This is a genomic window from Serratia plymuthica NBRC 102599 (assembly GCF_001590925.1).
In the GTDB taxonomy this organism is placed as follows: domain Bacteria; phylum Pseudomonadota; class Gammaproteobacteria; order Enterobacterales; family Enterobacteriaceae; genus Serratia; species Serratia plymuthica.
The window spans coordinates 218,340-244,971 of sequence record NZ_BCTU01000003.1 but is presented as its reverse complement, the minus strand read 5'-3'; the positions used below and the strand labels follow the sequence as shown (position 1 = coordinate 244,971).

Sequence of the window (26,632 nt, the reverse complement as noted above, 5' to 3'; positions counted from 1 at the left end):
TTAGAAACCCGGAACCTTTGAAGCCGCTGTGCTATGGGCGGCAACTTGCCATTCGCTGGGTATCATCGGAAATATAAAGAACGGGCGCCTCAGAAGGGCGCCCGTTTTGTTGGGTGAGATTCAGTGAGCGCCGCCGCCCCCGCCGCCGGAGCTGAATGGCGGTTTCGCCACCCAGACCAACGCCAGCAGGATCAGGAACACCCCCGCCGCCAGCCAGAATATCTCGTTGGCAGAGATAATCAGCCCCTGTGCGGTGATCTCGTTGGCAATGTAGGCCGAGGCTTGCTGTTTGCTCATGCCAACCTGTTCCAGCTGTCGGTACATCTCCTGCGACTGCGGGTTGTAAGGGTTTACAAACTCCGCCAGTTGCGAGTGGTGCTGCGACTCGCGCTGGGTCCACAGCGTGGTGGTAATCGAGGTGCCGATTGAACCTGCCAGCGTACGGGTAAAGTTCGACAGGCTCGATGCCGCCGCCATGCGCTCCGGCGGCAGGCCGGACAGCGTAATGGTGATCAATGGCATAAAGAAGCAGGCGATGGCGAAGCCCTGGACAAACTGCGGCCAGGCCGAAGCGCCAAAATCCATTCCCGGCTCAAATGTATAGGCGCGCCAATAGAAGCACACGGCATACATAATGAAGCTGAAGGTCACCAGCCGCCGCATATCCAGCCGATTGCCGAACTTACCGATAATCGGTGACAGCAACACAGGTAACAGCCCGATAGGTGCCGAAGCCAGGCCGGCCCAGGTGGCGGTATAGCCATAGACCTCCTGCAACAGTTGCGGCAACAGCACGATAGAGCCAAAATACAGCATGTAGGCCAGGCTGATGCACAGGCAGCCGATGGTGAAGTTGCGCGATTTGAACAGCGACAAATCCACCACCGGGTGGTCATCCGTCAGTTCCCACACCACCAGGAACAGCAACGCCACCACGGCGACTACCGTCAGTACGATAATCTCCGTCGAGTTGAACCAGTCCAGCTCTTTACCCTGATCGAGCATCACCTGCAACGAACCGATCCCGACAATCAGCAACACCAGACCGACGGTGTCGATCGGTTTGATCTCGGTTTTGGTTTCTCTGCCTTTCAGCGTCGCCATCGCCACCAGGATCACGAACAGACCAATCGGAATGTTGATGAAGAAGATCCAGCCCCAGTGATAGTTGTCACTGATATACCCGCCGAGGATCGGCCCGAAGATCGGCGCCACGATCACCGTCATCGACCAGAGCGCCAGGGCCATTGATCGCTTGGCGGGGGGATAATTATTCAGCAACAGGCTTTGCGACAGCGGGATCAACGGTCCTGCCACCAACCCCTGGATCACGCGGAAGAAGATCAGCATGCCCAGGCTGTTGGAAATGCCGCACAGCCAGGAGGCGAGGGCGAACAGCGCGGTGGACCAGAGGAACAGGCGCACTTCACCGATGCGCTTGGCCAACCAGCCGGTGATCGGAATGGAGATGGCGTTCGCCACCCCAAACGAGGTGATCACCCAGGTTCCCTGTGAGTTGGAGGACCCGAGGTTACCGGCGATGGTCGGGATCGCCACGTTGGCGATGGTCGAGTCCAGTACCTGCATGAAGGTCGCCATGGCGAGCGCGACCGTCATCCAGGCTAACTGTGCGCCTTCAAGCGGTTTCTGTGCCAAGGTAGCCTCCTGCGCGCTTAGCCGGCATTCGCATGGATCACGTCGGCGATCATCTGATCAACCGGCGCCAGATTCAACGCCAGCGCGTTGGTCTGGTACAGCGGCTTGTCACGCACCACGTCAGACAGCACGCGGCCGTCCAGATTGGTGGTGTCCACTTTCACCTGTGTCGACAGACCAATGCGCAGCGGATGGTCGGCAATCTGTTTGGCATCCAGCTCAATACGCACCGGCAGACGCTGAACCACTTTGATCCAGTTACCGGTGGCGTTCTGTGCAGGCAACAGCGAGAACGCGCTGCCGGTGCCCATATCGATGCCGACGACTTTGCCGGTGTACACCACGTCGTCGCCGTAAATGTCACTGACTACGGTTGCCGACTGGCCGATGCGCATATTGGCGATCTGGGTTTCTTTGAAGTTGGCGTCAACCCAGATGTGCTCGGCAGGAACCACCGCCATCAGCGGGGAACCGGCGGCGATTTGCGCGCCCACCTGTACGCTGCGACGGGAAACATAACCGGTGATCGGGCTGATGATTTTAGTCCGTTGCAACGCCAGCCAGGCGTCGCGCATCTGCGCGGCGGACTGCTGAATTGCCGGTTGTTTCTCCAACGGAGTATCCAGCACCATCGCCTGATTGGCGTTATATTGTTGTACCGCCACTTCCAGCGCCGCTTTGGCGCTGTCGACGGCATCACGCGCGTGTTGCAGCTCTTCGCGCCCGATGGCATCAACGCTGCCCAACACCACGCGGCGTTTGAGGTCGTTCTCCGCCTTGCTCAGGTCAGATTTGCGCAGGGCAATATTGGCCTGATACTGCTTGCTGTTGATGATCAGCTGGTGGGTTTGGCGCACGCTGTTGGCCAGACTGGTCCTGGCGCGTTCCAACGCCTGCTCGGCATCGGTCGGATCGAGCGTCAGCAGGACATCACCTTGTCTGACATAGTCGGTGTTATCGAAATTGACGCTGTTTACGCTGCCGTTCACCTGCGCCATGATCTGCACCTGGTTGCCGGATACATAGGCATCATCGGTTTCCTGATGATGACGCAGTACCAGGAACCAATACACTAAATAAGCCACCCCAATAACAATGAAAATAACCGTCAGCAACAGCAGCCAAAACTTGCGCTGCTTCTTTTTGCCGCTCGGCTGCTGCGGGTTTTGAGTCTCCGCGCTTGCGCTCATGGTGTTCTCCAAGCTCTCTATTTTATTATGCTTTTGAATCCGCTACGGCCGGGGCTTGATAGCCACCGCCCAATGCGCGGATCAGTCCTATCTTCGCCTGCAACAAATTGCTGCTGGCTGTCAGTTCCGCCTGTTGCTGCTGCAAGAGCTGCGTCTGGCTGGTCAACAGTTCGTCGCGCCCGATAATCCCTGCCTGGTATCGTGCGTTTGCGACTCGGTACACCTGCTGCATCGATTGGGACGCGGATGCCGCCTGCAACTGCTGTTGCGCAGTACTTTGCTGGACGGTGATGGCATCGGCGGTTTCCTGCACGGCATTCAGGATGGTTTGGTTATAGGATTCCACCGCTTCGTCATACAGCGCGGATTCCTCACCCAACTTGCTGCGCAGTGCGCCGGCGTGGAAGATCGGCAGCGAAATCGCAGGCATCACGTTCCAGGCCTGGCTGGCCGCTTCAAACAGATTCGGGCTGGTGCCGGGGGTATTGGTCGTGGTCAGACCGGCAAAGGCCGAAATGGTCAGGCTGGGGTAAAATTCTTTACGCGCGGCACTGACGCGCTGGTTGTAGGACTCCACCAGTTGACGCTGGGCGGCGATGTCCGGGCGTTTGCCCAGCAGATCGGCGGTCAGTTCGCCTTTTGGCGCCATCAGCGTATTGGCGGGCAGCGCTACCGGATGCAGATTTTGCATGGCGCTCGGGCCTTGGCCGGCGAGGGCCGCCAACTGGTGTTTCAGCTGTTCAATCTGCGATTGCAACTGGAGGATCTGTTGCTTGGCGCTGTCGGCCTGTGCCTGGGTTTGTTGCGGAATATCAATGCCGGTGATACCGGCTTTATATTGCCGCTGGCGTAGTTCCGTCAGGCTTTGGTTGTTGTCAACTTCCTGTTGCAGCAGTTTTTCCTGCGCGAAATTGCTCTGCAGCTGGTAATAGGAGGAAGCCACCGAGCTGGTCAACGTCAACGCAGCCTGTTCCTGCTCGGCACGAGCCGCATCGACCTGGGCCTTGGCGGCGTTGACCTGGTTGCGGTACTTGCCCCACCAGTCAAATTCATAGGCCAGATTCAGCCCCAGCGAGTTGGAGCTTTCGTAGATGGGTTTATGCGGATACCCCAGCCCCATATTGACGTTTTGCGGGACTTTCTGGCGATTGGTGCTGGCGTTCAGATCCAGGTTCGGGCCGTTGGCGGCATTGGCTTGGCCCATGACGCTCTGCGCTTCACGCACGCGGGCCGCGGCCTGGCGCAGCGTCGGCGAGCTTTGCAGCGTTCGGGTCATCAGGGCATCGAGCTGTGGATCGTTAAGCGCACGCCACCACTGCGGGCTGACGTTCAGCGAGCTGACCTTGGGTTGCGACAGCTGCAGGCTCTGCGAGTCCATCAGCGTGGATTGCGGGGCAATATTATCGGTAGATGCACACCCGGCCAGCAGTAATACCGCGAACAGCGGGGTGAACCTCCAGTTAAATGGGGATCGCATAAGTAAGTACCTGAACAGAAATTGTGAATTAGGATAACTGTTCTGTGATTTCCATTTGATCCAGACGTGCCAATAGTTTGCGCGTCAGCTTTTCAAGCTGTTGCTGTTCATCATTGTCCAGCGTGGACCACAGGAAATGCAGACATTTGTGCTGCGGTGGCAGCAGTTGACTGAGAAACTCTTCGCCCTGCGGCGTCATATGCAGATGCAGGCAGCGGCGGTCATGGTCGCTTTCACGACGCTCAATCCAGCCGCGTTTTTCCAGCTCATCGGCAATGCGCGTAGCATTGGTGCGCGAAGAACCCAGTGCAGAGCTTAGCTCAGAAGGCTGAATGCTGTGATTTTCCTGAGCATCCAGGGTAATCAGCGCCATAAACAATGTTTCGTTAATCCCTTGTGCCTTGAGCATTTTATTGCGATTTTCCAGCAGCTTACCTTGCATGTGCATACACAGCCGGGTCAGCAGAATTTCCTGATAAGGAAAATCCTTCTGACGTTTTGCGCGAAAATTAAGCATTTGTTCAATGGGAGTAAACGAGCTTTCCATAATTTAGGGCCTCATTAATTTCGTTCGAGATAGTAACGATAGTGATTAATAATGTAAATGTTCAGCAGAGTGAATAATTTAGCTATTCGTGTCATTTGTCAGCTTTTTGTAAACGACCTATGCCCGAAAAAAGCTTCCGTGTGATGTGTCTCACGAAATTACAGGTTACTTCGGCTGAAAATCATAAGTAATTTTAATGTTAAACCAAGGGTTGCCGTACTGATTTGTATGGGAAAAATGATGCTTTTGCTGCGATAAAGCCTGGATCCAGCGCGATAAAACCGGCCAGTACTTGCCACGACCTGATCGGTTGATGCGAGACTACGGGGGCGGTAATCGCAGACTGGTTGGCGGCCACAGGGGTTAGGCAAGAAAAGGTTCTCAAGCGGGGAGGATCCCGGCTTGACGGCGCTCAGACCAAAAGCAAAGGCCACTGGCATAGAGCCGATGACGACCGGCAAACTCTCGACGATGCCGTTGATGAAAGGCGTTCTGCCGGTGAGGGCATTGTCGTTTTCTGCAGTTTGGCTTTGCATTTTGTATTCTGATCGCAGGGTATATAGGACATCAATAGTTCATGCCCAGAACATTACCAGAGAGTGAGTAACGTTTATACCCTGCGACGCTAATAAATTTCCAATATGATTATTCGCGTGCTAATCAGATTGCCGCTGGTCCCTGCGGGTCATGACGCTTGCCGCGCCACCAGATCAGCAGATTCAGCACGCACAAAACGCCTCCCGTGGCGGCGACACCAGACCACCCAGCGTGCTGATAGGCCGAGGCGGATAACAGAGAACCGAGCGCACCGCCGATAAAATAGCTGGTCATATAGCCGGCGGTCAGGCGGTTGCGCGCTTCCGGCATAATGCGGTACATCACGCTCTGATTGGTGACGTGCACGGCTTGCACTGCAAGATCGAGGATCAGAATGCCGACGATCAGCGCCCACAGCGATTGCGTAGCGAAAGCGATGGGTATCCACGATAGCAGCAGCAGCACCAGGCCCAGAGTCGTGGTTAAACCGGCTTTACCCTTGTCCGCCAGATGCCCGGCGCGGGAGGCGGCCAGCGCACCGGCGGCGCCCACCAGGCCGAACAGGCCTATCACCCCTTCGGAATAACCAAAAGGCGGCGCCGCCAGCAGGAAGGCCATCGAAGTCCACAGCACGCTGAAATTGGCGAATGACAGCGCGCCAATCGCGGCGCGGGTACGCAGCAGCGGCGTGCCGTAAAACAGGGTGAAGATTGATTTCAGCAACTGAGGGTAATTCAGGCCGGAATGCAGTTTGTAACGCGGCAGTGCGCGCCACAGGATCAGTGCCATCAGGATCATCAGCCCGCTGGCTACCCAGTAAATGGTACGCCAGCCGCCGATCGACGCCAGCGCCCCGGCCACGGTGCGCGCCAGCAAAATGCCGAGCAGCAGGCCGCTCATGATGATGCCGACGGTTTTGCCGCGTTTTTCCGGATGCGCCAGGGTGGCGGCCAGCGGCACCAGGATCTGCGCCACCACCGAGAACAGCCCGGTAAGCGCGGTACCGAGGATCATCACCGGCAAGGTGGTTGAACTGGCGGTGATCAACATGCCGCCGGCCGCCAGCAGCGTCATGAAGACGATTAGCCCACGCCGTTCGAACATGTCGCCGAGCGGGACCAGCAGCAGCAAGCCAGCGGCGTAACCCAACTGAGCGGCGGTAACGATAAAACCGGCCTGATTGACCGACAGCGCAAAGTTCTTGGCAATGGTTTCCAGTAGCGGCTGCGCATAATAATTACTGGCGACGGCCAGACCGGTGGCGATGGCGATCAGGGCAATCAGCGCTGGGCTGAGGCCCGGATGGGGATTTTGTTGGCTCATAAAGGCTTAATCACAAGAAGAAGTGATGCGCAGTATCGGGCAGGACAGTATGCGAAACCAATGTATAATTTTCATTTGATTAATCTCTTTTTGCGATAGATGCCATGAACCTGAAACAGATCCGCTTTGCACTGGCGGTAGCCGAAGAGCAGAGTTTTACCCGTGCGGCGCAACGCTGTCACACGGTGCAGTCGGCACTCAGCCATCAGATCGCCAAACTGGAGGAAGAGCTGGGCTGCGCATTGTTTGAGCGCACCTCACGCCGGGTCAGGCTGACCAGCGCCGGACAGGCGTTTATTCTGCCCGCGCAACGGCTGCTGGCGGCCAAACAATCGCTGGTGGAAGAGGTGGTGGCAGCCAACGGGACGATTTCCGGTACCTTGACCATCGGGACCATCTCCACCATAAACGCGATTGATCTGACCGAAAAACTGAGCAAGTTTCATCGCCACTATCCGGCGGTTAACATCAGGTTGTATGTGGGCATGAGTGAGGAACTGCTTGAGGATGTTCGCCAACAGAAGACCGACGTGGCGTTTGTCGGGATCTGGCCGGGAGATATCGATATGCTGCCGGTATCCCATCGTCAGTTGACCGACGAGCCCCTGGTGGCGCTGGTGGCGGCGCAGCACCCCTTAGCCAGCCGCCAGCGGGTCAATCTGCAAACCCTGTCGGAAGTGCCGCTGGTGGATTTTTACAGCGGTACCGGCGCCCGGCGCCAGACCGATCGCGCGTTTCAGGCGGCGGGCATCAAACGGCATATCAGTTTTGAAATCGATCATATCGAATGGCTGGAGAATCTGGTGCAGCGGGGGTTGGCGGCGGGCATTGTGCCGATCTCGACGGCGCAGCGCCTGAGCGCGCTGGTGTCTATCCCGATTGAAGATGGCCCACGGCGGCAGGTGTATTGCGTATGGCCGCAGCAGCTATCGAGGACCGCCGAACGCTTTTTGCAATTCAGCGGGATTGAACTGACGCAATAGGGGGCGCAGTGACCTGCGCCCCGCAGGGGGTTATTTCTTCGCGGCTTCCGCGGCGGTTTTCACCCAACCGTCGAAGGTCGCCTGGTGCGCCTTGATCCAGCCGTTAACATGGTTTTGGATATCGGCGTCGGACGCCTGGCCTTCATGCATACGCAGATTCTGCGCATTCACGTCGGCAATCGGCAGTTTCATAATGGCGAACAATTTGGCGGCCGCCGGGTTGGCTTCGGCCCACTTTTTGTTGGCGGCGATACGCATGGTGTTCACCGGGAAACCATAGTTGGCACCGTTCGGCAGCTTGGTATCCACATTTTTCTGCTCGCCCGGCAGGGAAGAGAACGGCACCTGCAGCCAGACCACGTCGCGCCCCGGCACCAACACGTCGCTTACCCAGTACGGTGTCCAGGTGTAGTAGAGTATCGGTTTGCCTTCTTTGTAGCGGGTAATGGTATCGGCGATCATCGCCGCGTAGTTGCCCTGGTTGTGCTCGACGGTTTTGCTCAGGCCATAGGCCTCGATATGGTGGTTAATCACCGCCTCGCAACCCCAACCCGGCGTACAGCCGGTCAGATCCGCCTTGCCGTCGCCGTTGGTGTCAAACAACTTGGCGATCTTGGGATCTTTCAATTGCTCTACGTTGGTGATGTGGTATTTATCGGCGGTTTTCTTGTCGATCAGGTAACCCTGTGCCGCGCCGTTGACGTACACCCCTTCGCGGTAGAATTTGGCGTCGCCACCTGCGGCCTTGTACTGATCGGCGTGCAGCGGATCCCAGTTCACCGCGAGGAAAGTGGCGTCGCCGGAGGCGATGGAGGTGTAGGCGACGTTATAATCCACTTCGCGGGTGTCTTTGACGTCATAACCGAGCTTTTCCAGCGCCTTGCTGACCAACTGCGTCTGGAAGGTTTCTTCAGAAATGGTGCTCTGTAGCGGCTGTACCGTTACGCCTTTTCCCGGTAAGTCAGCGGCGAAAACTGCCTGCGAGCCAATCAGTGTCGTAAGGGCAACCGCCCAGATTCCTGTAGTGCGCATAGTTTTTCCTCTGTTTTTGATGTTGTGGTGCTATAACCCGCCAGGGCCGAACGCCGCAGCGGGAAAATATCCTCAGGGCTTTTTGATGAAGGGGCGGGTAAGCAGCCCGATCGGGCCGTGAGCGTACCAGCGGCCCATGCCTTTGCTGCGGCGATCGCGCCCCAGCGATTGGGTGAGACGATCGAGAATAATCGCCAGGATCACGATGCCGACACCGCCCACGGCAGCCAGCCCCATATCCAGCCGGCCGATGCCGCGCAGCACCATTTGGCCCAGACCGCCGACGGCGATCATCGAGGCGATAACCACCATCGACAGTGCCAGCATCAGGGTTTGGTTAACGCCGGCCATAATGGTCGGCATCGCCAGCGGCAATTGCACTTTGAACAGAAGCTGGCGCGGGCTGGAGCCGAAGGATTCGGCCGCCTCGATCAGATCTTCCGGCACCTGTTTGATGCCGAGAATGGTCAGACGCACGATCGGCGGCAGCGCGAAGATAATGGTGACCACCACCCCCGGCACGTTGCCGATAACGAACAGCATGACGATCGGCACCAGATAGACGAACGCCGGCGTGGTCTGCATGGCGTCGAGCAAGGGGCGTATGATCTTGGCGGCATGTTTGCTGCGCGCCAGCCAGATGCCTAGCGGCAATCCGATGACAATGCAAAAGAACAGAGCGGTCAGCACCAACGCCAGCGTTACCATGGCCTGCGACCAGGCGCCAATCGCCCCTATCGCAATCAGGGACACTAGGGTAGCGGCACCCATGCTGAGGCTGGAGATCTGCCAGGCGATCAGTGAGAACACCAGAATGGCGATCGGTGCCGGCATGCCGAGCAGTAACTGCTGAAAGCCGCCGAGGATAAAGTCGACCGGTACGCGTATCCCCTGAAACAGCGGGCGGAAGTGCAGGACCAGCCAGTCTATGCCTTGAGTCACCCAGGAATCGAACGGCACCCAGGCCTTGTGGAACGGATCGAGCAGGTTGAAATGCTCCGGCTGGGCCGGTGCGCTGTTAAGCCAATCAGAACCCTGAGCGGCCTGATTGGCCGCGTCATGTGTTGCCGGTGGCGGTGCGCTGGACCAGGCATCGCCGCCACTTTCGGCAGGAGCTGCAGAAGTGGCGGCATCAGTCGCCGGTGCGGCGCTGGAGTCGGCAGGCGCGGTGGCCCATGGATCCTGTGTTGTATCACTCATTCGCTGGGCCCTCTTTATCCAAGGCCTGTAGCAGCATGGCCTTGGAAATAATTCCGATATAGTTGTTTTCTTCGCAGACTACCGGCACCGCGCACGGGGCTTGGGCAACCAGGGAAATCAGTTCGCTCAGCGGCATATCCGCCGGTACCGGTGCCGGGGCGTCCAGCAGGGCGTCATCCAGCGTCTGGTTGGCGGCCAGCGCCTGTTTGAGCGAATCTACCGACACCACGCCGATAAATTTCTTTCCACGTTCAACAACATAACCATAATCACGGTCTTCATCGCGCAGCAGCTGCAACGCCGAGCGCGGACCAAAACCGGGGGTTTTACGAATCAGGGCCACCGGGCGGCGTTTGGCGATATCCTTCGCGCTGAACACATGGCTGATATCCACGCCACGGAAGAAGGTGCGGACATAATCGTTGGCCGGATTATTTAATATTTCCTCCGGTGTACCGACCTGTATCACCTCGCCGCCTTGCATAATCGCAATGCGATCGCCAATACGCATCGCTTCATCCAAATCGTGGGAAATAAACACGATAGTGCGCTGATGCCGGGCCTGTAATTTGACCAGCTCATCTTGCATTTCGGTGCGGATTAAGGGGTCTAGCGCCGAGAAGGCTTCATCCATCAATAATATGTCCGGATTATTCGCCATGGCGCGGGCTAATCCCACACGCTGGCGCATCCCACCGGAAAGCTCATCGGGATAAGAATGCGCATAATTCTCCAGGCCGACTTGTCGCAGGGCATCCAGGGCTTTTTCCTGACGCTCCTGTGGCGGTATTCCGGCTAATTCCATGCCGAAGGCGGTATTATTCAATACGGTCATATGCGGCATTAATGCGAATGATTGGAACACCATGCTGATCTTATTTCGGCGTACGGTGCGTAGCGCACTGTCGGATATTTTCGATATATCCTCACCGTCAATCAGCACCTGCCCGCGAGTGGGTTCTATCAGACGATTGAGAAGGCGTACCAGGGTGGATTTTCCCGAACCGGAAAGCCCCATGATGACAAATATCTCGCCTTCTTCAATGGCCAGAGAGGCGTCTTTCACGCCGAGTGATAATCCGGTTTTTTCAAGCAGTTGGTCTTTTGTCAGACCTTTCTCAATCAGTTTGAATGCTCGTTCCGGATGCTCACCAAATATCTTATACAGGTTCTTTACTTCAAGTTTAATTGCCATGCAATTTGCTGTTTCCTCTGATGAATTATCAAACGATAAAAACGTCCTAATAGAAAATAATAGTCGCCTATACCCTAACACAGTGAAGTTCTGAGACAACCCTCAATGTCCCGGAATGAGAATATTGGCGGTTTACATCGGCCTGTCGATTAGTTATGGTAGCTTGGCCCACGTTAAATTATTGTTAGGATGTTTCTGAATTATATTTCTTGCTGAAAGGTGATATTTCACAGGAATAATGGCAAAAAAATCTCTCTTTATTTCCCCTGTAGGCTGCCGTTCAGACAATAAAAAACCCGACCATAGGCCGGGTAAAAGTCATCAGTATTTCATCAGTATTCAACGACAGGTGCCGATATCGAGGGGGATATCGTCGCAAGCAGTGTATCCCCCTTATATGACAGCCATATTGCAGCTTAAGCTTTGCGATACAGGCGGCGTGGATGGCCGATATTGCCGTACATCATCTCCACGCGCACGAATTGGTTTGCGACGCAGTATTCCAGGTAACGTCGGGCGGTGGTTTTGCTGATGCCGACCTGCTCGACGACGTCTTCCACCGCGTGCGCGATCTCCGGCCGGTTGATAAACAGAGCCTGCACCAGCTCCAGCGTATTGGCTTCGATGCCTTTGGCGCTCGGTTCGCTGGAAAACTGTTTGGATTGCAGGTTATATAGCGCGTCGACGCTGCTCTGGTCTATCACCTTAAAGCTGCGCTGGGTCTGTACAAACTGCATAAAACGCTCCAGCGAGTTACGCAACCGCTTGTAGGACACAGGTTTGATGATGTAATCGAAGGCGCCGTTGCGGATCGCCTGGCTACAGGTATGCATATCGCTGGCGGCGGTAATGAAGATCACCGAACACCCGGGGTTTTTCACCGCCGGCTCTTCCATCAGCTCAATGCCCTGGCCGTCCGGCAGAAAGTTATCCAGCAGGATCAGCCGCGGCTGATGCGAGTTGACTTTGGCCCTGGCTTCGGCCAGCGTGGCGGCATAAGCCACCACCCGCAGAGCAAAGTTCTGCTCGATGAACTCTGCGTGCAGCGTTGCCAACTGTGGCTCATCTTCCACGATCAAAACATCCAGTGCTTCGTGTTGCATAATCGGGTGCTCAAGACTGTTATAAGGTTTTTAGGTCTCTATCCGTCGTCTTTCAAACCTCGGCGTTGTTGCCTGCGGCCTGAAATTCATAGGGGATAAACAAGGAAAATATGGCGCCGTGCGGATCGTTGTCCGACACTTCTATGCTGCCGTGCGCCTGCGCCACGTGGCTGGCGACCAGGTGCAGGCCGATGCCGTGGTCGCCTTTGTCGTCTTTGGTGGTGACGCCCTGTTCAAACAGCGTATCGCGCACCTCCGCAGCAATGCCGGTACCGCGATCGGCCACTTCAATCACCAGCTCATTGCTGCTGTCGCTGATATAGAGTTCTACCGCTTCGTGCGGCGCGTCGCAATGCAGCGTAGCCTCTACCGCATTATCCAGCAAATTACCGATGATCGACATCAGTTCGGTTTCATTCAGCGCCGCCGGGATCTGCCGCAACTGGCAGGCGGGATCAAAGCGCAGCTCGACGCCTTTTTCCTTTGCGCTGGAGTATTTGCCCAACAGCAGGCCACACAGCGCGGCCGAGCTGAAGCGCTGCGAGATAAAGTCGAGGATCTCTTGCGCGCCTTCCGACTGAGCCTCCACATAACGGATTGCCTCGTCGTAACGCTGCATATGCAGCAGCCCGGCGAGGGTGGCGGTCCAGTTCAGTTGTTCATGGCGCATGATGCGCAGGTTGTCGGCGTAGCGCTTTACCTGGCTTAGCTGGCTGCTCAGGGTATTGATGTCATTTTTGTCGCGGAAACTGATCACCCAGCCTTGCAGCACTTCTTCTTGCATAATACGTACCCGGCTGGCGATCACCCGCACGTGGTTGAAGCGGCAAACCTCATCGTGCGTGTCGTGCCCCAGTTGCGACGCGCCGAAGAAGTCCGGCTGCGACTGGATCACTTCGCCGATTTCACGGCCCATCAAGGTGCTGGCGGGTTGCCGCAGATCCAGCAGTTCACGCGCCGCGTGGTTGATGGTAATGATGCGCAGTTGGGGATCGACGGCAATCACGCCTTCGTAGATCGCTTCCAGCAGAGCCTTTTGCTGGCGCACTAGCAACGCAATTTCTTTGGGCTCAAGCCAGAACATTTGGCGTTTTAAATTTTTCGATAACAGCCAGGAAAAAATAAACAGGGCGATTAACAATAGCACAATAAAACCGACGATCTGCGTCAGGGTTCTGGCATTCAAATTATCGATATGTGACTTCAGATAGCCAACCGAAACAATGCCGATGACGTGATTATTTTCATCCAGTATCGGCGCTTTGCTGCGCAATGAAATACCGATGCCGCCTTTGCGGAACGAAATAATGCTTTTCCCTTCCAACACTTCTTTATTATCGCCACCGACCATCGGGGTGCCGAAGCGATCGGCGTATTCGGAATGGTAAAGATGTCGGGCGCGATTATCGCCGATGACAATATAACTGGCATCGCTGCTGGCGCGTATTTTCTTCATCAGCGCGGCGACTTGCTCAGGGTCGTTTTTTTCCACGGCGCTGACCAGGGAGGGGATCAGAGCTATTTCCCGCGCCTGCACCTGCGCCCGCGCGCCAAGGTCACGGTGCAACTGGGCATCCAACTGATGGTAGGTGTAAGCGCCAATCAACGTCAGCAGCAGACAGGAGAAGGCGACCAGGCACAGGAACAGCTTGATTTGAAATGAGAGTTTTACGCGCATGGCCGGGGTTCACCGTGAGAGTTCCTGAGCGCTTACCCTATCATGAGTCGCGGTTAATGTAATATTGCGTCCGATCAAGTTGTGATCGCAGACACGGGATTATGCTTACCGGGCATCGTTATTCAATGGCTGCGATAAAACGGATAAGTTTTAAATAAAAAATAACATTAACACCATTAAAACCATGACTGATTTTACATAACTACAATTAACGCCATAGAAACCATAACCACCATTAAAAACCCTTTTTTATTTTGAACAAAATCACAGCAGTTAAACCGTGCATTTCTCTATGATGGCTGAACAAACTAATAAGAGGCCAGATTATGAGCACAACAGATGATTCTTACCTCGTCGCCAAAGACAAAACGGCTGAAATACCGCTGAGAGAAAAATGGTGGCACATACTGGACAATTACAAAGTAGGGATTATTCCGTTACCGTTCTTTATTCTGGCCGGCGTACTTATTTTACTGGATTGCCTGGAAGGAAAATTACCGAGCGATATCGTGGTGATGGTCGCCACGCTGGCTTTCTTTGGCTTTGCCTGCGGCGAGTTTGGTAAACGTCTGCCGCTGATCGGCAAAATGGGGGCGGCGGCGATCTGCGCCACCTTTATCCCTTCCGCATTGGTGCATTATGGTCTGCTGCCGGACGTGGTGGTGGAATCGACCACCAAATTCTATAAGTCGACCAATATTCTTTATCTCTATATCTGCTGCATTATCGTCGGCAGCATTATGAGCATGAACCGTCAGGTGCTGATTCAGGGTTTCCTGCGGATCTTCGCGCCCATGCTGTGCGGTGAGATTGTCGGCATGCTGGTGGGGATGGCGGTCGGCATGGCGCTTGGGCTTGAACCCTTCCAGATCTTCTTCTTCCTGATCCTGCCGATCATGGCCGGTGGCGTCGGCGAAGGCGCGATACCGCTGTCGATGGGGTACGCGGCGATCCTGCATATGGAGCAGGGCGTGGCGCTGGGCCGCATTCTGCCGATCGTCATGCTCGGTAGCCTGACCGCCATTATCCTTGCCGGCTTGCTCAACCAACTCGGCAAACGCTATCCGCATCTGACTGGCGAAGGCAGCCTGATGCCAAGCAAACAAGGTGACAGCGACATGTCCGCCGTGGATAAAATCAGCGGCAAGGTAGACGTCAGCACCCTGGCCTGCGGTGCGTTGTTGGCTATTTTGCTGTACATGGTGGGGATGTTGCTGCACCGCATGATTGGCCTGCCCGCGCCGGTCGGCATGCTGTTTGCCGCCGTGGCGGTGAAGCTGGCGCATGGCGTGTCGCCACGCATTCAGGAAGGTTCACAGGTGGTATATAAGTTCTTCCGCACCGCAGTGACCTACCCGATCCTGTTTGCCGTTGGCGTGGCAATCACCCCGTGGCAGGAGTTGGTGAACGCCTTCACCCTTCAGAACCTGGTGGTGATTGTCAGTACCGTCTGCGCGCTGGTGGCGACCGGCTTCTTCGTCGGCAAGAAAATTGGTATGCATCCCATTGATGTGGCGATTGTCTCCTGCTGTCAGAGCGGGCAGGGCGGCACCGGTGATGTCGCTATTCTTACCGCCGGCAACCGCATGTCGTTGATGCCGTTCGCCCAGATTGCCACCCGTATCGGCGGTGCGATTAACGTCTCGCTCTCCCTGCTGGTACTGGCGAAATTTTTCTCATAACAACTAATAAGACCTTAGCATTTCTTTGCCTTTCCCCGCCCCCGCGGGGATTTTTTTTGCCCGTTCGGCGTTCAGGCCGAGCGGGCGGGGGATTACCGGTTACGCCGCCTGTTTGACGGCCGCGTCATACCAGGCGAAATAGCGTTCTACACCCTGACGGCCGGATTCAATCAGTGCGCGCTTTTTGGCTTCGCTGATGGCGAAATCCAGCGTGCCGACGTCAAGGGTGTCTACGTAAACGGTCCGCTTCCAGTCATCGCTGTCCAGATGCACCTTGGTCTGAATATCCAGCAGGGTGTTGACCACCGCCAGGGTGAAATCGCACAGGTTATTGATGGCGGTTTTATTGACCGATTGGCCTGCCGCCTGTGCGATTTCGTTGGCGGAGTCCAGACGAATACCCAGGGTTCGGGTATTGATCTGTTGCGTGGTGACATCGATATAGGGCGGCGATGCGGTGAAGTCGTAATCGAACATCCGTACCGGATAATTATCGATGGTGCCGCCATCGATACACAGATCGCCCAGCTGATTGTTTTTAGCGACAAAGGCAAAGGGGAATGACATGGAGATCCGCAATCCATCTGCCACCTTCATGCGCGGCGTTGTTTGGTGGGAATACACCTCGCGCAGCCCGCTGTTTAAATTGGAGCCGATAAAGTAGAGGGATTTAAATCCTTTCGTTTCTTTCAATGCTTCAAATTTCTCAAAAGTAATATCCGCATTTCCGGTATATCGCTTGATAATATTACGCGACCAAGAATAAAAATAATCGCCAGGGGCAATGCCATATTGATTAAACAGGCGATGCGCATCGTAGATAGAGCCAAAAAACCCGCCGTTATAATCGAGGAATTTCTTGAAATCCATGTCGGACAGAATTTTTGTGACCTCAGCGGCGCTGCAGCCCAGGCCCACCAGCAGTGCGGCGATTGCACCGGCCGAAGCCCCGGAGGTTTTTTTGATCTGCGGCATAATGCCTTTGGCTTCCAGCAGATCCAAAACGCCGCCATAAGCGATACCTTTTACGCCGCCGCCTTCAAACACCAGATTTTCAAATTGATATTTCATAATAATTCCTTACTCGTTGTTTGGGTGAGTAAAGAAAATAACGGATTCGCGTTTTATTAAATATTGATTGGGGTTGTGTGGCGTTTCAGACAAAAGTATTCAAATTAAATATGTTTTTTTTAATGATATAATTTAAATTTATTTGTTGTGTAGGCGCATCGGCGGTTATGGGGTAATACTTACCGCTGTCTAATCACACAAGGAGTCATCATGTTCTGGAAACGTTATCTGTTAGGTGCGGCATTGGCGGTTATGGCGTTGCAGGCTACGGCCGCTGCACCGCAGGTAAAAACGCCTTCACCGGGTTTTTATCGCATCATGCTGGGCAGTTATGAAGTTACGGCCTTGTCCGACGGCGTGATCCGTCTGCCGGTGGATAAACTGCTGCTCAACAGCACGCCACAACAAATTGCCGAGGGCCTGGCTGAACATCATCAGAGCCTGCCGGTGGTCACCTCGGTCAACGCCTATCTGATCAACACCGGCAGCAAGCTTGTCATGATCGACGCCGGAGCCGGTAAGCTGTTGGGTGACGGCCTGGATCAACTGGTGGCTCATCTTCGGGCGGCAGGCTACCAGCCGGAACAGATAGATGAAATTTATCTGACCCATATGCATCCGGATCATTTGGGCGGGCTGACGGAAAACGGCCGCGCGCGTTTCCCTAATGCCTTAGTGCGCGCTTCGCAGCAGGATGTCGATTTTTGGCTGAGCGAAAAACACCTGCAACAAGCGAAGGCGGAAGATAAGGCCAGTTTTGAAAACGCGATAGCGGCGATCAAGCCTTATCAGGCCGCCGGGCATTTCAAACCCTTCAGCAACGACGGCGAGCTGTCGCCGGGCATTGCCGCGTTTGCCACCCACGGCCATACGCCGGGTCATAGCGTTTATCAGGTAACCAGCCAGGGTAAAAAACTGCTGTTGATGGGCGATTTGATCCACGTGGCCGCAGTACAGTTTGCCCATCCGCAGGTGGCGATCAGTTTCGACAGTGACGCCAAAGCGGCGGTCGCGCAACGACTGCGGGTGTTTGGCGACAGCGCCCGACAAAGTGAGCTGGTCGGAGCCGCACACCTGTCGTTCCCTGGGCTGGGTTACCTGAACAAGCAGGGGGAAGGCTACAGCTGGGTGCCGCTGGATTACGGCGCCTTGTAGATCGCAGGCCGCCGAACAGGCGGCTTGTTATTGATTGTGTGCGGCAAAAACCTTGCTGAACCAGTCGATAAAGACCCTCACCCGTGGCGACAGTTGACGGTTGCGCGGGTAGAGCAGCGAAACCGGCATCGGTGTGGAGGGGCATTGCGGCAGCAGCGGCAGCAGGCTGCCGTTGGCCAAATCGTCAAGCAGGTGATAACGCGGCACCTGAATAATGCCCAGCCCCATGCGCGCCGCCGCGACCAGGCTTTCCGCCGCACTGACCGACACCGTACTGGGCAATGTCACCTGCTGCGGCAGGCCGTTGACGTTAAACTCCAGCGGCATCACCGCGCCGGTAGCCGAGGAGCGGAACCCGACCATGCGGTGCCCCTGAAGTTGATCAAGGCTCAACGGCGTACCGAAGCGCCGCAGGTATTCCGGCGCGGCACAGGTGATTTCTTCCAGCTCCCCCAAGCGGCGCGCCGCCATATCGCTGTCTTTCAACTTGCCGACACGCACCACGCAGTCGATGCCTTCCCGCACCGGATCCACCAGTCTGTCGCCTTCGCTCATGTAAAATTCGATATCCGGGTACTGTGCCAAAAAATCGGGCAGGCCCGGCAGCAGAAAGTGCCGAGCCAGCGTGCCATGCACGTCGATGCGCAACAGCCCGCGCGGCTTGGCGCCGGCAAACGCCATCTCGGCATCTTCGATATCCGCCAGAATGGTCAGGCAACGCTGATAGTAGGCTTCGCCATCCAGCGTCGGGCTGACATGGCGCGTGGTGCGCTGTAGCAGTCGCACCTGTAACCGCGCCTCCAGCTGTTTGATGGCATCGGTCACCGTCGAACGCGGCAGGTTCATATCCTGTGCGGCTTGAGTAAAACTGCGCTGTTCCACCACGCGGGTGAACAGGCGCATGGCATCAATTCTGTCCATCGTTATTGTTCGTTTACTTCGGATAGTGATAACGAATTTTAGGTAATTATTCGCTGGTGCGAAAGGTGCATGATCACTCCACGCCGGCAAGCCTGCCGACGTTTACCCGAAGAGGATGAGAAGATGAACGACAGCAACCCGCAAATCGCCATTGTGACCGGGGCCTCTCGCGGCATTGGTGCCGCCATTGCCGAGCGCCTTGCCGCTGACGGCTTTACCGTAATCGTCAACTACTCGGGCAACCAGGCATTGGCGGATGAGCTGGTACGTAAAATTGAACAAAACGGCGGCCGTGCATTGAGCGCCAAAGCCGACGTCAGCGATGCAGCCGCTGTCGCCCAACTGTTTGACCGCGCCGAACAAGCTTTCGGCGGCGTCGATATCCTGGTGAATAACGCCGGAGTGATTGCTCTGGCACCTGTGGCGGAAATGAGCGATGCCGACGCCGATCGCCTTATCGACATCAACCTGAAAGGCACCTTCAACACACTGCGCGAAGCGGCAAGGCGTTTGCGTGACAATGGGCGCATCATTAACTTTTCATCCAGCGTGGTGGGGTTATTGCAGCCGGGTTACGGCATGTATGCCGCCAGCAAAGCCGCCGTCGAAGCGCTGACCAGCGTATTGGCGAAAGAGCTGCGCGGCCGCAACATTACCGTCAATGCGATTGCGCCTGGGCCGACCGCCACCAGCTTGTTCCTGGATGGCAAAACGCCGGATCTGATCGAGCGTCTGGCGCAGATGGCGCCGCTGGAACGCCTGGGCCAACCGCAGGATATCGCCGCAGCGGTATCTTTCCTGGCCGGTGCCGACGGCAGTTGGGTCAATGGTCAAACCCTGCGCGCCAACGGCGGCATCATCTGATCCTGCGCAAAGTTCGCGGTTTCCCGTTGCCGGATCGGGTATCCTGTGGCGGGCAAATTTAGGGGGTGTTTTATGGCGGGTAACAATAACTCAGGGGACGACGGCGTTCGCTCGCCCTGCATCGCCCTTTGTCGGATCGATGCCGATAAGCAGTGGTGTCGGGGCTGTTGGCGCACGCTGGATGAAATCGCCGCCTGGCCAACCGCCAACGACGAGGAGAAACGCGCCATCTGGCAACGCCTCCGGCTGCGTGCGGAGATGAATAAATAGACAAGGCTATTGAGTAACCCCTATTGATGTAGCACAATTGAGCTACATTCGCTCTGTCAGCGCTGAGGTTTATGACTATGCCAACCACCACCATTCGTCTACCTGAAGAACTTAAAGCTCGAGTCGCGGCCGTGGCTGAGCAAGCCGGTGTGACTTCGCATAACTTTATTCTGCAGGCAATTGCAGAGAAAACTCAGCGCGAAGAGTTGCGTCGCGATTTTGAAGATGAAGCGGAAAAACGTTACGCCAAGATTATCGCTACCGGTGAGACCCTCTCTTGGCAGGAGATGCGTGGTTATCTGGAAAACTATGTGGCGGGGGATATTGCGGCCACCAAACCTTCGGTTAAAAAGTTGGGACGCGGATGACAAAAGTCGAGCTGGCGCCAGAGGTCAGGGATGATATTGAGCGTATTCTCGCCCATTTGACACATTACGAGGTTGCAGATGCCGGACTGCGAATTCAGGAAATTATTCAGGCGATTGCGGTACTGGAACATAATCCGTTAATTGGCAGAGGGCTTGGGGCGGGAAAGCGTGAGTTGATTATCGGTCAGCAAGCTCGCGGATATGTGGCTCTCTACAAATATATTCCTGACATTGATACCGTATTTGTTCTGGCGATCCGTAGCCAGAAAGAACTGGGCCATTAATAGCGCGATACCGGCCCTTGCAGGCCGATATCGCGACAACCCCCTCAGAAATCCCAATCTTCATCCTCGGTATTGACCGCTTTGCCAATCACGTAAGACGAACCGGAGCCGGAGAAGAAATCGTGGTTCTCATCGGCGTTAGGCGACAGCGCCGAGAGAATGGCCGGATTGACCTCCGCCATCGCCGGTGGAAACAGCGCTTCATAGCCCAGGTTCATCAGTGCCTTGTTGGCGTTGTAGTGCAGGAAGGTTTTCACGTCTTCCGTCCAGCCCACGCCGTCATACAGTTCCTCGGTATAGCGCACCTCGTTGTCGTACAGATCCTGCAGCAAATCGAAGGCGAAATTTTTCACCTGCTGGCGGCGCGTGGCGTCAACTTTCTCCAGCCCTTTCTGGAATTTATAGCCGATGTAATAACCGTGCACCGCTTCGTCGCGAATGATCAGGCGGATCAAATCGGCGGTGTTGGTCAGTTTGGCGCGGCTCGACCAGTACATCGGCAGATAAAAGCCCGAATAGAACAGGAAGGATTCCAGAAACACGCTGGCGACCTTCTTCAGCAGCGGATCGTCGCTGCGGTAGTGGGCCAGAATGATGTGGGCTTTTTTTTGCAGCGCGCGGTTCTCCTCGCTCCAGCGGTAAGCATCGTCCACGTCCGGCGTTTGGCACAGGGTGGAGAAAATCGAACTGTAAGAGCGGGCGTGCACCGCCTCCATAAAGCCGATGTTCGAATAGACCGCCTCTTCGTGCGGCGTCAAAGCATCGGCGATCAGTGCCGGCGCGCCGACGGTATTCTGAATAGTGTCCAGCAGCGTCAGCCCGGTGAACACGCGGATGGTCAGCTGTTGTTCTTTCGGCGTCAGCGTGGCCCAGGAAGGGATGTCGTTCGACAGCGGCACCTTCTCCGGTAGCCAGAAGTTGGAGGTCAGACGGTTCCAGACTTCCAGATCCTTATCGTCTTCGATGCTATTCCAGTTGATGGCGCGCACCAGCGGCGCCGGTTTAACAATAGTCATAAGTTGCCTCACAGCGCGCAGGACACGCAGCCCTGCACCTCGGTGCCTTCCAGCGCCATCTGGCGCAGGCGGATGTAGTAAATGGTTTTGATACCCTGACGCCAGGCGTAAATCTGCGCCCGGTTGATATCGCGGGTGGTGGCGGTATCGCGGAAGAACAGCGTCAGCGACAGCCCCTGATCGACGTGCTGGCCGGCGGCGGCGTAGGTGTCGATAATCTTTTCCGGACCAATGTCATAGGCATCCTGGTAATACTCCAGGTTGTCGTTGGTCATATAGGGTGCCGGATAGTACACGCGGCCAATTTTTCCCTCTTTGCGGATCTCGATGCGCGACACGATCGGGTGAATGCTGGAGGTCGAATTGTTGATGTAGGAAATAGATCCGGTCGGCGGCACCGCCTGCAGATTTTGGTTATACAACCCGTGCATCATCACCGACTGGCGCAGCGCCAGCCACTCTTCATGGCCTGGGATGGCGATATTGGCATCGGCGAACAGCGTGCGAACCCGTTCGGTCCGAGGCAGCCATTCCCGTTCGGTATATTTGGTGAAGTAGTCGCCGGAAGCGTAGGTGGAATGCTCGAAGCCTTCGAACGCGCTGCCGCGCTCGATCGCCAACCGGTTTGAGGCGCGGATGGCGTGGTAAGCCACGGTATAGAAATAGATATTGGTGAAGTCGATGCCTTCTTCCGAGCCGTAGAAGATACGTTCACGCGCCAGATAGCCGTGCAGGTTCATCTGGCCCAGGCCAATGGCGTGCGAACTGCGGTTGCCTTCGGCGATCGACGGCACCGAGCGAATATCGCTCATGTCGGCCACGGCGGTCAGCGCGCGAATGGCGGTGTCGACCGCTTTGCCGAAGTCCGGCGCATCCATGGTTTTTGCGATGTTCAGCGAACCGAGGTTGCAGGAGATGTCCTTGCCCACCCGATCGTAGCTCAGGTCATCGTGATAAGTGCTGGCGCGGTTGACCTGTAAAATTTCCGAACACAGGTTGCTCATGTTGATGCGCCCGGCGATCGGGTTCTCGCGGTTGACCGTATCTTCGAACATCATGTACGGGTAGCCTGATTCAAACTGGATCTCCGCCAGCACCTGGAAGAACTCGCGGGCATTGATGCGCGATTTGCGGATGCGCTTGTCATCCACCATCTCGCGGTATTTCTCGCTGATGCTGATTTCCGAGAACGGCACGCCATACACCTGCTCAACGTCATAAGGCGAGAACAGGTACATCTCTTCGTTATTTTTGGCCAGTTCGAAGGTGATATCCGGGATCACTACCCCCAGCGACAGCGTCTTGATGCGGATTTTCTCGTCGGCGTTTTCGCGCTTGGTATCGAGGAAACGCAGGATGTCGGGGTGGTGCGCATTGAGATACACCGCGCCGGCTCCCTGACGCGCACCCAACTGGTTGGCGTAGGAAAAGGCGTCCTCGAGCATTTTCATGATCGGGATGACGCCGGAAGACTGGTTTTCAATGCGCTTGATGGGGGCGCCCACTTCGCGAATGTTGGTCAGCAGAAACGCCACACCGCCGCCGCGTTTCGACAATTGCAGCGCGGAATTCACCGCCCGGCCGATCGACTCCATATTGTCTTCGATGCGCAACAGGAAGCAGGAAACCAGCTCGCCACGCTGCTGTTTGCCGCAGTTGAGGAAGGTTGGCGTCGCTGGCTGGAAACGGCCGGAAATCATCTCTTCCACCAGATCCTGCGCAAGCTGGGTATCCCCCGCTGCCAGCGTCAACGCCACCATGCATACGCGGTCTTCGTAACGTTCCAGATAACGTTTGCCGTCGAAGGTTTTCAGCGTATAGCTGGTGTAGTATTTGAAGGCGCCGAGGAAGGTCTCGAAGCGGAATTTTTTGGCGTAGGCCTGCTGAAACAGCTGTTTGATAAAGCTGAAGTCGTACTGCGCCAGCACCGCCTGCTCGTAATAACCTTCCTCCACCAGATAGCGCAGCTTCTCTTCCAGATTGTGAAAGAACACGGTGTTCTGATTCACGTGCTGCAGGAAATAGTGCCGCGCCGCCAGCCGATCCTTATCGAACTGGATACGGCCTTCGGCATCATAAAGATTGAGCATCGCGTTGAGCGAATGGTAATCCAGCGCGCCGGAGGCGGGCCTGGTCAGTTCTGTCGTTGCCAAAATGCGGTTACTCCCTGTCGAACGTTTGCAACGTCTTGCGTGGTGCCGAGCAGCTCAAAGCGGTAAAGAAAAGGCACCTGACATTTTTTGGCGATGATGTCGCCGGCAATGCCGTACGCTGCGCCGAAGTTGGTATTCCCGGCGGCGATAACGCCGCGCAGGTATGAGCGATTCTGCGGATCGTTGAGAAAACGGATCACCTGGATTGGCACGGCCCCCACGGCGCTGCCGCCGCCATAGCTGGGCACAATCAGGATATAGGGTTCTTCCATCAGCAATTTGCTGCGCGCGCCGGCGATGGGAATGCGCATCGCCGGCAAGCCCAGTTTTTCAACGAACCTGTGGGTGTTCTCCGAACTGCTGGAGAAATAAACCAACGGGTGCATGGCGGGCCTCAGGACGCGAGGGCGTGGGCCAGGGCGCCAATCTTGTCGGGGCGGAAACCTGACCAGTGATCGTCACCGGCGATAATCACCGGAACCTGCTGATAACCCAGAGATTTAACATGGTTAAGCGCCTGTTGATCCTGAGTGAGATCGATCACCTGGTAGTCAATGCCTTGTCGATCAAAGGCGCGATAGGTGGCGTTGCACTGGACACAGTCCGGTTTACTGTAAATAATAATGCTCATGATTCGCATTTACCTTTTAAGGTGAAGGAAAGGCGGACAGGTCAGATAACGGAGCATTGAACGGCGTTTCTGACGGCGTTACCCAGCGACAAATTATACCGACACCGGATAAGCTGGATACTATATGTTGATATTTTATTTATCAACCACGCTATATATGGTGTTTTGATGATTTTTTCGTTAAGGCCGCAGTGGGGCTGGATCTGGGGGCGTAAAATTTATTTCGAGGGTATTCCGGTGGGAGAGAACCCTCTCGCAAGGAGAGGGGGAAGTACAGTCTGGTTACTGACGCATGCTGACGGCCAGGCGGTTAAAGGCGTTCATGATGCTGATGGCGAAGGTCAGATCGGCAATTTCTGCGTCGCTGAAGTGCGCCTGCAACGCCTCAAATGCGCTATCTGGTGCGCCGGTAGTGGCTATTAGGGTCACGGATTCCGCCCACTCCAGCGCCGCGCGTTCGCGCTCGCTGAATGCATTGCTGACGCGCCAGCCCGCCAGTTGGTCCAGTTTGTCGTTACTGATGCCGCTCTCGCGCAGTGCCTTGCCGTGCATCTCCAGGCAGAAGGCGCAGCCGTTGATTTGGGAGACGCGCATAAACATCAGCTCGATAGTCGCCTTGTCCAGTGCGCCTTTCTCCAGCGCCATCAGCGCACTTACCAGGCCTTTGTAGGGGGCGGCAGAGAGTTCGGCGTATTTCAATCGTTGCTTAATCATGGTCAACCTCAGTTAGCGGATAGCAAAATCATGGGGGCTACTTTAGCGGCGACATGGACTATGCTATAGGGCCATAAAATGATTATTTAACCGGGCCATGATGCGCCAATTTCTTTCCTCCCTGCGGCTGGATAACCAGCTTGCCGAGCCGCTGTACCGGCAGATTTATCTGCGTATTAAAGACGCTATTGCGCAGGGGGCGCTGACGGCGGGCAGCCGGTTGCCTTCGGTGCGTGGATTGGCGAGCGATCTGGGCGTAGCGCGTGCCACCGTCGAAAGCGCCTATGCTCAGTTGATTGCCGAAGGTTTTTTGCAGAGCCGGGGGCAGGCGGGCACCTATGTTTCACCGCAGTTGCCTAACCTGCCGGTACGCGCCGCACCGGTGGCGGAACCCTTGCCGGCGGTGGTATCGAACTCGCTGCATCCGAACGGAATGATGCCGCCGTTTCAACTGGGGCTACCGGCGCTGGACGCCTTTCCGCGTGCGCTGTGGCAGCGAATTGTCGCTCGCCAGCTGCGCACCGGTACCACGGCATCGCTGGCGCATCCGTCCACCAATGGCCTGCCGGAACTGCGTGCGGCCATCGTCAATTATTTGCATCTTTCTCGGGGCATCAACTGCCGGCCGGAGCAGGTCTTCGTGTGCGCCGGTTATCAGGCGTTGCTGGATCGGGTTATCGGCACCTTGTTAACGCCGGGTGATGACGTGTGGCTTGAGGATCCGGGGTATCCGGTGACGCTGCCGCTGTTTCGCGCAGCCGGCATGCGGCCAGTGGCGGTGCCGGTCGACGATCAGGGGATGGATATCACCGCCGGTATTAGCGCCGCGCCAGGCGCACGCATGGCGGTGTTGACGCCGACGCATCAAAGCCCGCTGGGCGTGTCGCTCAGCCTGGCCAGGCGTGTGGCGCTGTTGGAATGGGCGCAGCAGCGCGCGGCGTGGATCCTTGAAGATGACTATGACAGTGAGGTCCGTTATCACGGCCGGCCGTTGCCACCGCTGAAAAGCCTCGATCGCCAGGGACGGGTGCTGTACGCCGGCACCTTCAGCAAAACCCTGTTTCCTGCGTTGCGGATGGCTTATTTGGTGGTGCCTGCCGAACTGGTGGAGGCCTTTAGCCACAGCAGCCGGCTGCGGGGCTGCGGTTGCCCGCCGTTGATGCAAGCCGGCGTGGCGGACTTTATCAATCAGGGGCATTTTTACCGCCATTTGAAGCGAATGCGGCCTATCTATCGTCAGCGGCGTGAATGGTTGGCGCAGGCGCTCGAGCAACAGTTGAGCGGGCATCTTGCGGTGGCATCGCAGGCGGGCGGCATTCAGTTGTTGGCTCGCCTGACAACGTCGTCGGGGCAGGATAAGCGTCTGGCACAGCGCGGCTGGGAGGAAGGGCTGTCGCTGCAGGCGTTGTCGGATTGGCAGATAACTCACCCTTCAGGAGAGGGGCTGTTAATGGGCTTTGCCAACTTCACACAGCGGACGGATGCGGAACGGGCGGTGGCCAGACTGGCCAGGTTATTCAACGGCGGAAATTAAACGGCCCACGGTTTCCCGTGGGCCAGACGCACATCTGTTTTATCTTTA

General features: G+C 56.2%; 25 protein-coding genes and 1 pseudogene. 8 read left to right on the top strand and 18 right to left on the bottom strand.

The window, feature by feature from the left end; translation table 11 throughout:
- Positions 1 to 120: 120 nt before the first annotated feature.
- The 6 genes and pseudogenes from emrB to SPL01S_RS03105 form a co-directional block, all read right to left on the bottom strand.
- Positions 121 to 1,656: a multidrug efflux MFS transporter permease subunit EmrB gene (gene emrB, locus SPL01S_RS03125; protein WP_004953787.1), complete on the bottom strand. Its 1,536-nt coding sequence runs from the start codon at positions 1,654 to 1,656 to the stop codon at positions 121 to 123.
- Positions 1,657 to 1,673: 17 nt separating this feature from the next.
- Positions 1,674 to 2,846 carry a multidrug efflux MFS transporter periplasmic adaptor subunit EmrA gene (gene emrA / locus SPL01S_RS03120; RefSeq protein ID WP_063197533.1) on the bottom strand — a complete coding sequence of 391 codons (1,173 nt, stop codon included), beginning with the start codon at positions 2,844 to 2,846 and terminating at the stop codon, positions 1,674 to 1,676.
- A 25-nt stretch (positions 2,847 to 2,871) separates the two neighbouring features.
- On the bottom strand, positions 2,872 to 4,323 hold the full coding sequence (locus tag SPL01S_RS03115; protein WP_062868355.1) for an efflux transporter outer membrane subunit: 1,452 nt from the start codon (positions 4,321 to 4,323) through the stop codon (positions 2,872 to 2,874).
- Positions 4,324 to 4,351: 28 nt separating this feature from the next.
- A complete protein-coding gene (gene mprA / locus SPL01S_RS03110; protein WP_004953780.1) occupies positions 4,352 to 4,870 on the bottom strand; it encodes a transcriptional repressor MprA in 519 nt (172 codons plus the stop codon).
- Positions 4,871 to 5,241: 371 nt separating this feature from the next.
- Positions 5,242 to 5,406, bottom strand: a pseudogene (locus SPL01S_RS25820) (branched-chain amino acid ABC transporter permease); the annotation flags it as partial.
- Between the two features lie 124 nt (positions 5,407 to 5,530).
- Positions 5,531 to 6,730: an MFS transporter gene (locus SPL01S_RS03105; protein ID WP_063197531.1), complete on the bottom strand. Its 1,200-nt coding sequence runs from the start codon at positions 6,728 to 6,730 to the stop codon at positions 5,531 to 5,533.
- 104 nt (positions 6,731 to 6,834) lie between these two features.
- Here SPL01S_RS03105 and SPL01S_RS03100 point away from each other — a divergent pair, with 104 nt between their 5' ends.
- Positions 6,835 to 7,713: a LysR family transcriptional regulator gene (locus tag SPL01S_RS03100; RefSeq protein WP_006327484.1), complete on the top strand. Its 879-nt coding sequence runs from the start codon at positions 6,835 to 6,837 to the stop codon at positions 7,711 to 7,713.
- 30 nt (positions 7,714 to 7,743) lie between these two features.
- On the opposite strand, the gene proX is transcribed toward SPL01S_RS03100, so the two are convergent.
- The 5 genes from proX to SPL01S_RS03075 all read right to left on the bottom strand — a co-directional run bounded on the left by proX (position 7,744) and on the right by SPL01S_RS03075 (position 13,921).
- On the bottom strand, positions 7,744 to 8,745 hold the full coding sequence (gene proX / locus SPL01S_RS03095; protein ID WP_004953772.1) for a glycine betaine/L-proline ABC transporter substrate-binding protein ProX: 1,002 nt from the start codon (positions 8,743 to 8,745) through the stop codon (positions 7,744 to 7,746).
- A gap of 72 nt (positions 8,746 to 8,817) precedes the next feature.
- Entirely contained in the window at positions 8,818 to 9,945 is a 1,128-nt protein-coding gene (proW, locus tag SPL01S_RS03090; RefSeq protein WP_063197529.1) for a glycine betaine/L-proline ABC transporter permease ProW, read from the bottom strand.
- On the bottom strand, positions 9,938 to 11,140 hold the full coding sequence (gene proV, locus SPL01S_RS03085; protein WP_062868350.1) for a glycine betaine/L-proline ABC transporter ATP-binding protein ProV: 1,203 nt from the start codon (positions 11,138 to 11,140) through the stop codon (positions 9,938 to 9,940). Before proV ends, proW begins: the two co-directional genes overlap by 8 nt.
- Before the next feature lie 416 nt (positions 11,141 to 11,556).
- Entirely contained in the window at positions 11,557 to 12,243 is a 687-nt protein-coding gene (locus SPL01S_RS03080) for a response regulator (protein ID WP_004953764.1), read from the bottom strand.
- 52 nt (positions 12,244 to 12,295) lie between these two features.
- On the bottom strand, positions 12,296 to 13,921 hold the full coding sequence (locus SPL01S_RS03075) for an ATP-binding protein (protein ID WP_063197527.1): 1,626 nt from the start codon (positions 13,919 to 13,921) through the stop codon (positions 12,296 to 12,298).
- A 326-nt stretch (positions 13,922 to 14,247) separates the two neighbouring features.
- Between SPL01S_RS03075 and SPL01S_RS03070 the strand changes: the two genes are divergently transcribed.
- A complete protein-coding gene (locus tag SPL01S_RS03070; RefSeq protein WP_063197525.1) occupies positions 14,248 to 15,603 on the top strand; it encodes a 2-hydroxycarboxylate transporter family protein in 1,356 nt (451 codons plus the stop codon).
- A gap of 99 nt (positions 15,604 to 15,702) precedes the next feature.
- Here the strand turns inward: SPL01S_RS03070 and SPL01S_RS03065 are convergent, their stop codons facing one another.
- The gene (locus SPL01S_RS03065) at positions 15,703 to 16,674 is read right to left on the bottom strand and encodes a patatin-like phospholipase family protein (protein WP_063197522.1); all 972 of its coding nucleotides are present in this window, start codon (positions 16,672 to 16,674) and stop codon (positions 15,703 to 15,705) included.
- Between the two features lie 210 nt (positions 16,675 to 16,884).
- On the opposite strand from SPL01S_RS03065, the gene SPL01S_RS03060 reads away from it, so the two are divergent.
- Positions 16,885 to 17,829 (top strand): MBL fold metallo-hydrolase, encoded by a 945-nt coding sequence (locus SPL01S_RS03060; protein WP_063197520.1) that lies wholly within the window; start codon positions 16,885 to 16,887, stop codon positions 17,827 to 17,829.
- Positions 17,830 to 17,856: 27 nt separating this feature from the next.
- Here SPL01S_RS03060 and SPL01S_RS03055 read toward each other — a convergent pair whose 3' ends face one another.
- The gene (locus SPL01S_RS03055) at positions 17,857 to 18,750 is read right to left on the bottom strand and encodes a LysR family transcriptional regulator (RefSeq protein ID WP_062868344.1); all 894 of its coding nucleotides are present in this window, start codon (positions 18,748 to 18,750) and stop codon (positions 17,857 to 17,859) included.
- 123 nt (positions 18,751 to 18,873) lie between these two features.
- Here SPL01S_RS03055 and SPL01S_RS03050 point away from each other — a divergent pair, with 123 nt between their 5' ends.
- The 4 genes from SPL01S_RS03050 (at position 18,874) to SPL01S_RS03035 (ending at position 20,536) form a co-directional block, all read left to right on the top strand.
- On the top strand, positions 18,874 to 19,614 hold the full coding sequence (locus SPL01S_RS03050) for an SDR family oxidoreductase (protein WP_063197518.1): 741 nt from the start codon (positions 18,874 to 18,876) through the stop codon (positions 19,612 to 19,614).
- 72 nt (positions 19,615 to 19,686) lie between these two features.
- Positions 19,687 to 19,884: a DUF1289 domain-containing protein gene (locus SPL01S_RS03045; RefSeq protein ID WP_013814226.1), complete on the top strand. Its 198-nt coding sequence runs from the start codon at positions 19,687 to 19,689 to the stop codon at positions 19,882 to 19,884.
- A 77-nt stretch (positions 19,885 to 19,961) separates the two neighbouring features.
- Complete coding sequence (locus tag SPL01S_RS03040) at positions 19,962 to 20,252, top strand: CopG family ribbon-helix-helix protein (protein WP_062868342.1); 291 nt, start codon at positions 19,962 to 19,964, stop codon at positions 20,250 to 20,252.
- Complete coding sequence (locus SPL01S_RS03035) at positions 20,249 to 20,536, top strand: type II toxin-antitoxin system RelE/ParE family toxin (protein WP_062868341.1); 288 nt, start codon at positions 20,249 to 20,251, stop codon at positions 20,534 to 20,536. Before SPL01S_RS03040 ends, SPL01S_RS03035 begins: the two co-directional genes overlap by 4 nt.
- 44 nt (positions 20,537 to 20,580) lie before the next feature.
- Here SPL01S_RS03035 and nrdF read toward each other — a convergent pair whose 3' ends face one another.
- The 5 genes from nrdF to SPL01S_RS03010 all read right to left on the bottom strand — a co-directional run bounded on the left by nrdF (position 20,581) and on the right by SPL01S_RS03010 (position 25,050).
- Positions 20,581 to 21,552, bottom strand: coding sequence for a class 1b ribonucleoside-diphosphate reductase subunit beta (gene nrdF, locus SPL01S_RS03030; RefSeq protein WP_020439663.1), 972 nt, complete (start codon positions 21,550 to 21,552; stop codon positions 20,581 to 20,583).
- An 8-nt stretch (positions 21,553 to 21,560) separates the two neighbouring features.
- Positions 21,561 to 23,705, bottom strand: a complete 2,145-nt coding sequence (gene nrdE, locus SPL01S_RS03025) for a class 1b ribonucleoside-diphosphate reductase subunit alpha (RefSeq protein WP_073972016.1) — start codon at positions 23,703 to 23,705, stop codon at positions 21,561 to 21,563.
- Entirely contained in the window at positions 23,687 to 24,091 is a 405-nt protein-coding gene (gene nrdI / locus SPL01S_RS03020; RefSeq protein WP_004953744.1) for a class Ib ribonucleoside-diphosphate reductase assembly flavoprotein NrdI, read from the bottom strand. The genes nrdE and nrdI overlap by 19 nt, the downstream gene beginning before the upstream one ends.
- Positions 24,092 to 24,099: 8 nt before the next feature.
- Entirely contained in the window at positions 24,100 to 24,336 is a 237-nt protein-coding gene (nrdH, locus tag SPL01S_RS03015) for a glutaredoxin-like protein NrdH (protein WP_006327451.1), read from the bottom strand.
- 282 nt (positions 24,337 to 24,618) lie between these two features.
- Positions 24,619 to 25,050: a carboxymuconolactone decarboxylase family protein gene (locus tag SPL01S_RS03010; protein WP_063197516.1), complete on the bottom strand. Its 432-nt coding sequence runs from the start codon at positions 25,048 to 25,050 to the stop codon at positions 24,619 to 24,621.
- A gap of 97 nt (positions 25,051 to 25,147) precedes the next feature.
- Between SPL01S_RS03010 and pdxR the strand changes: the two genes are divergently transcribed.
- The gene (pdxR, locus tag SPL01S_RS03005; protein WP_063197514.1) at positions 25,148 to 26,584 is read left to right on the top strand and encodes a MocR-like pyridoxine biosynthesis transcription factor PdxR; all 1,437 of its coding nucleotides are present in this window, start codon (positions 25,148 to 25,150) and stop codon (positions 26,582 to 26,584) included.
- The last annotated feature ends 48 nt before the right edge of the window (positions 26,585 to 26,632 follow it).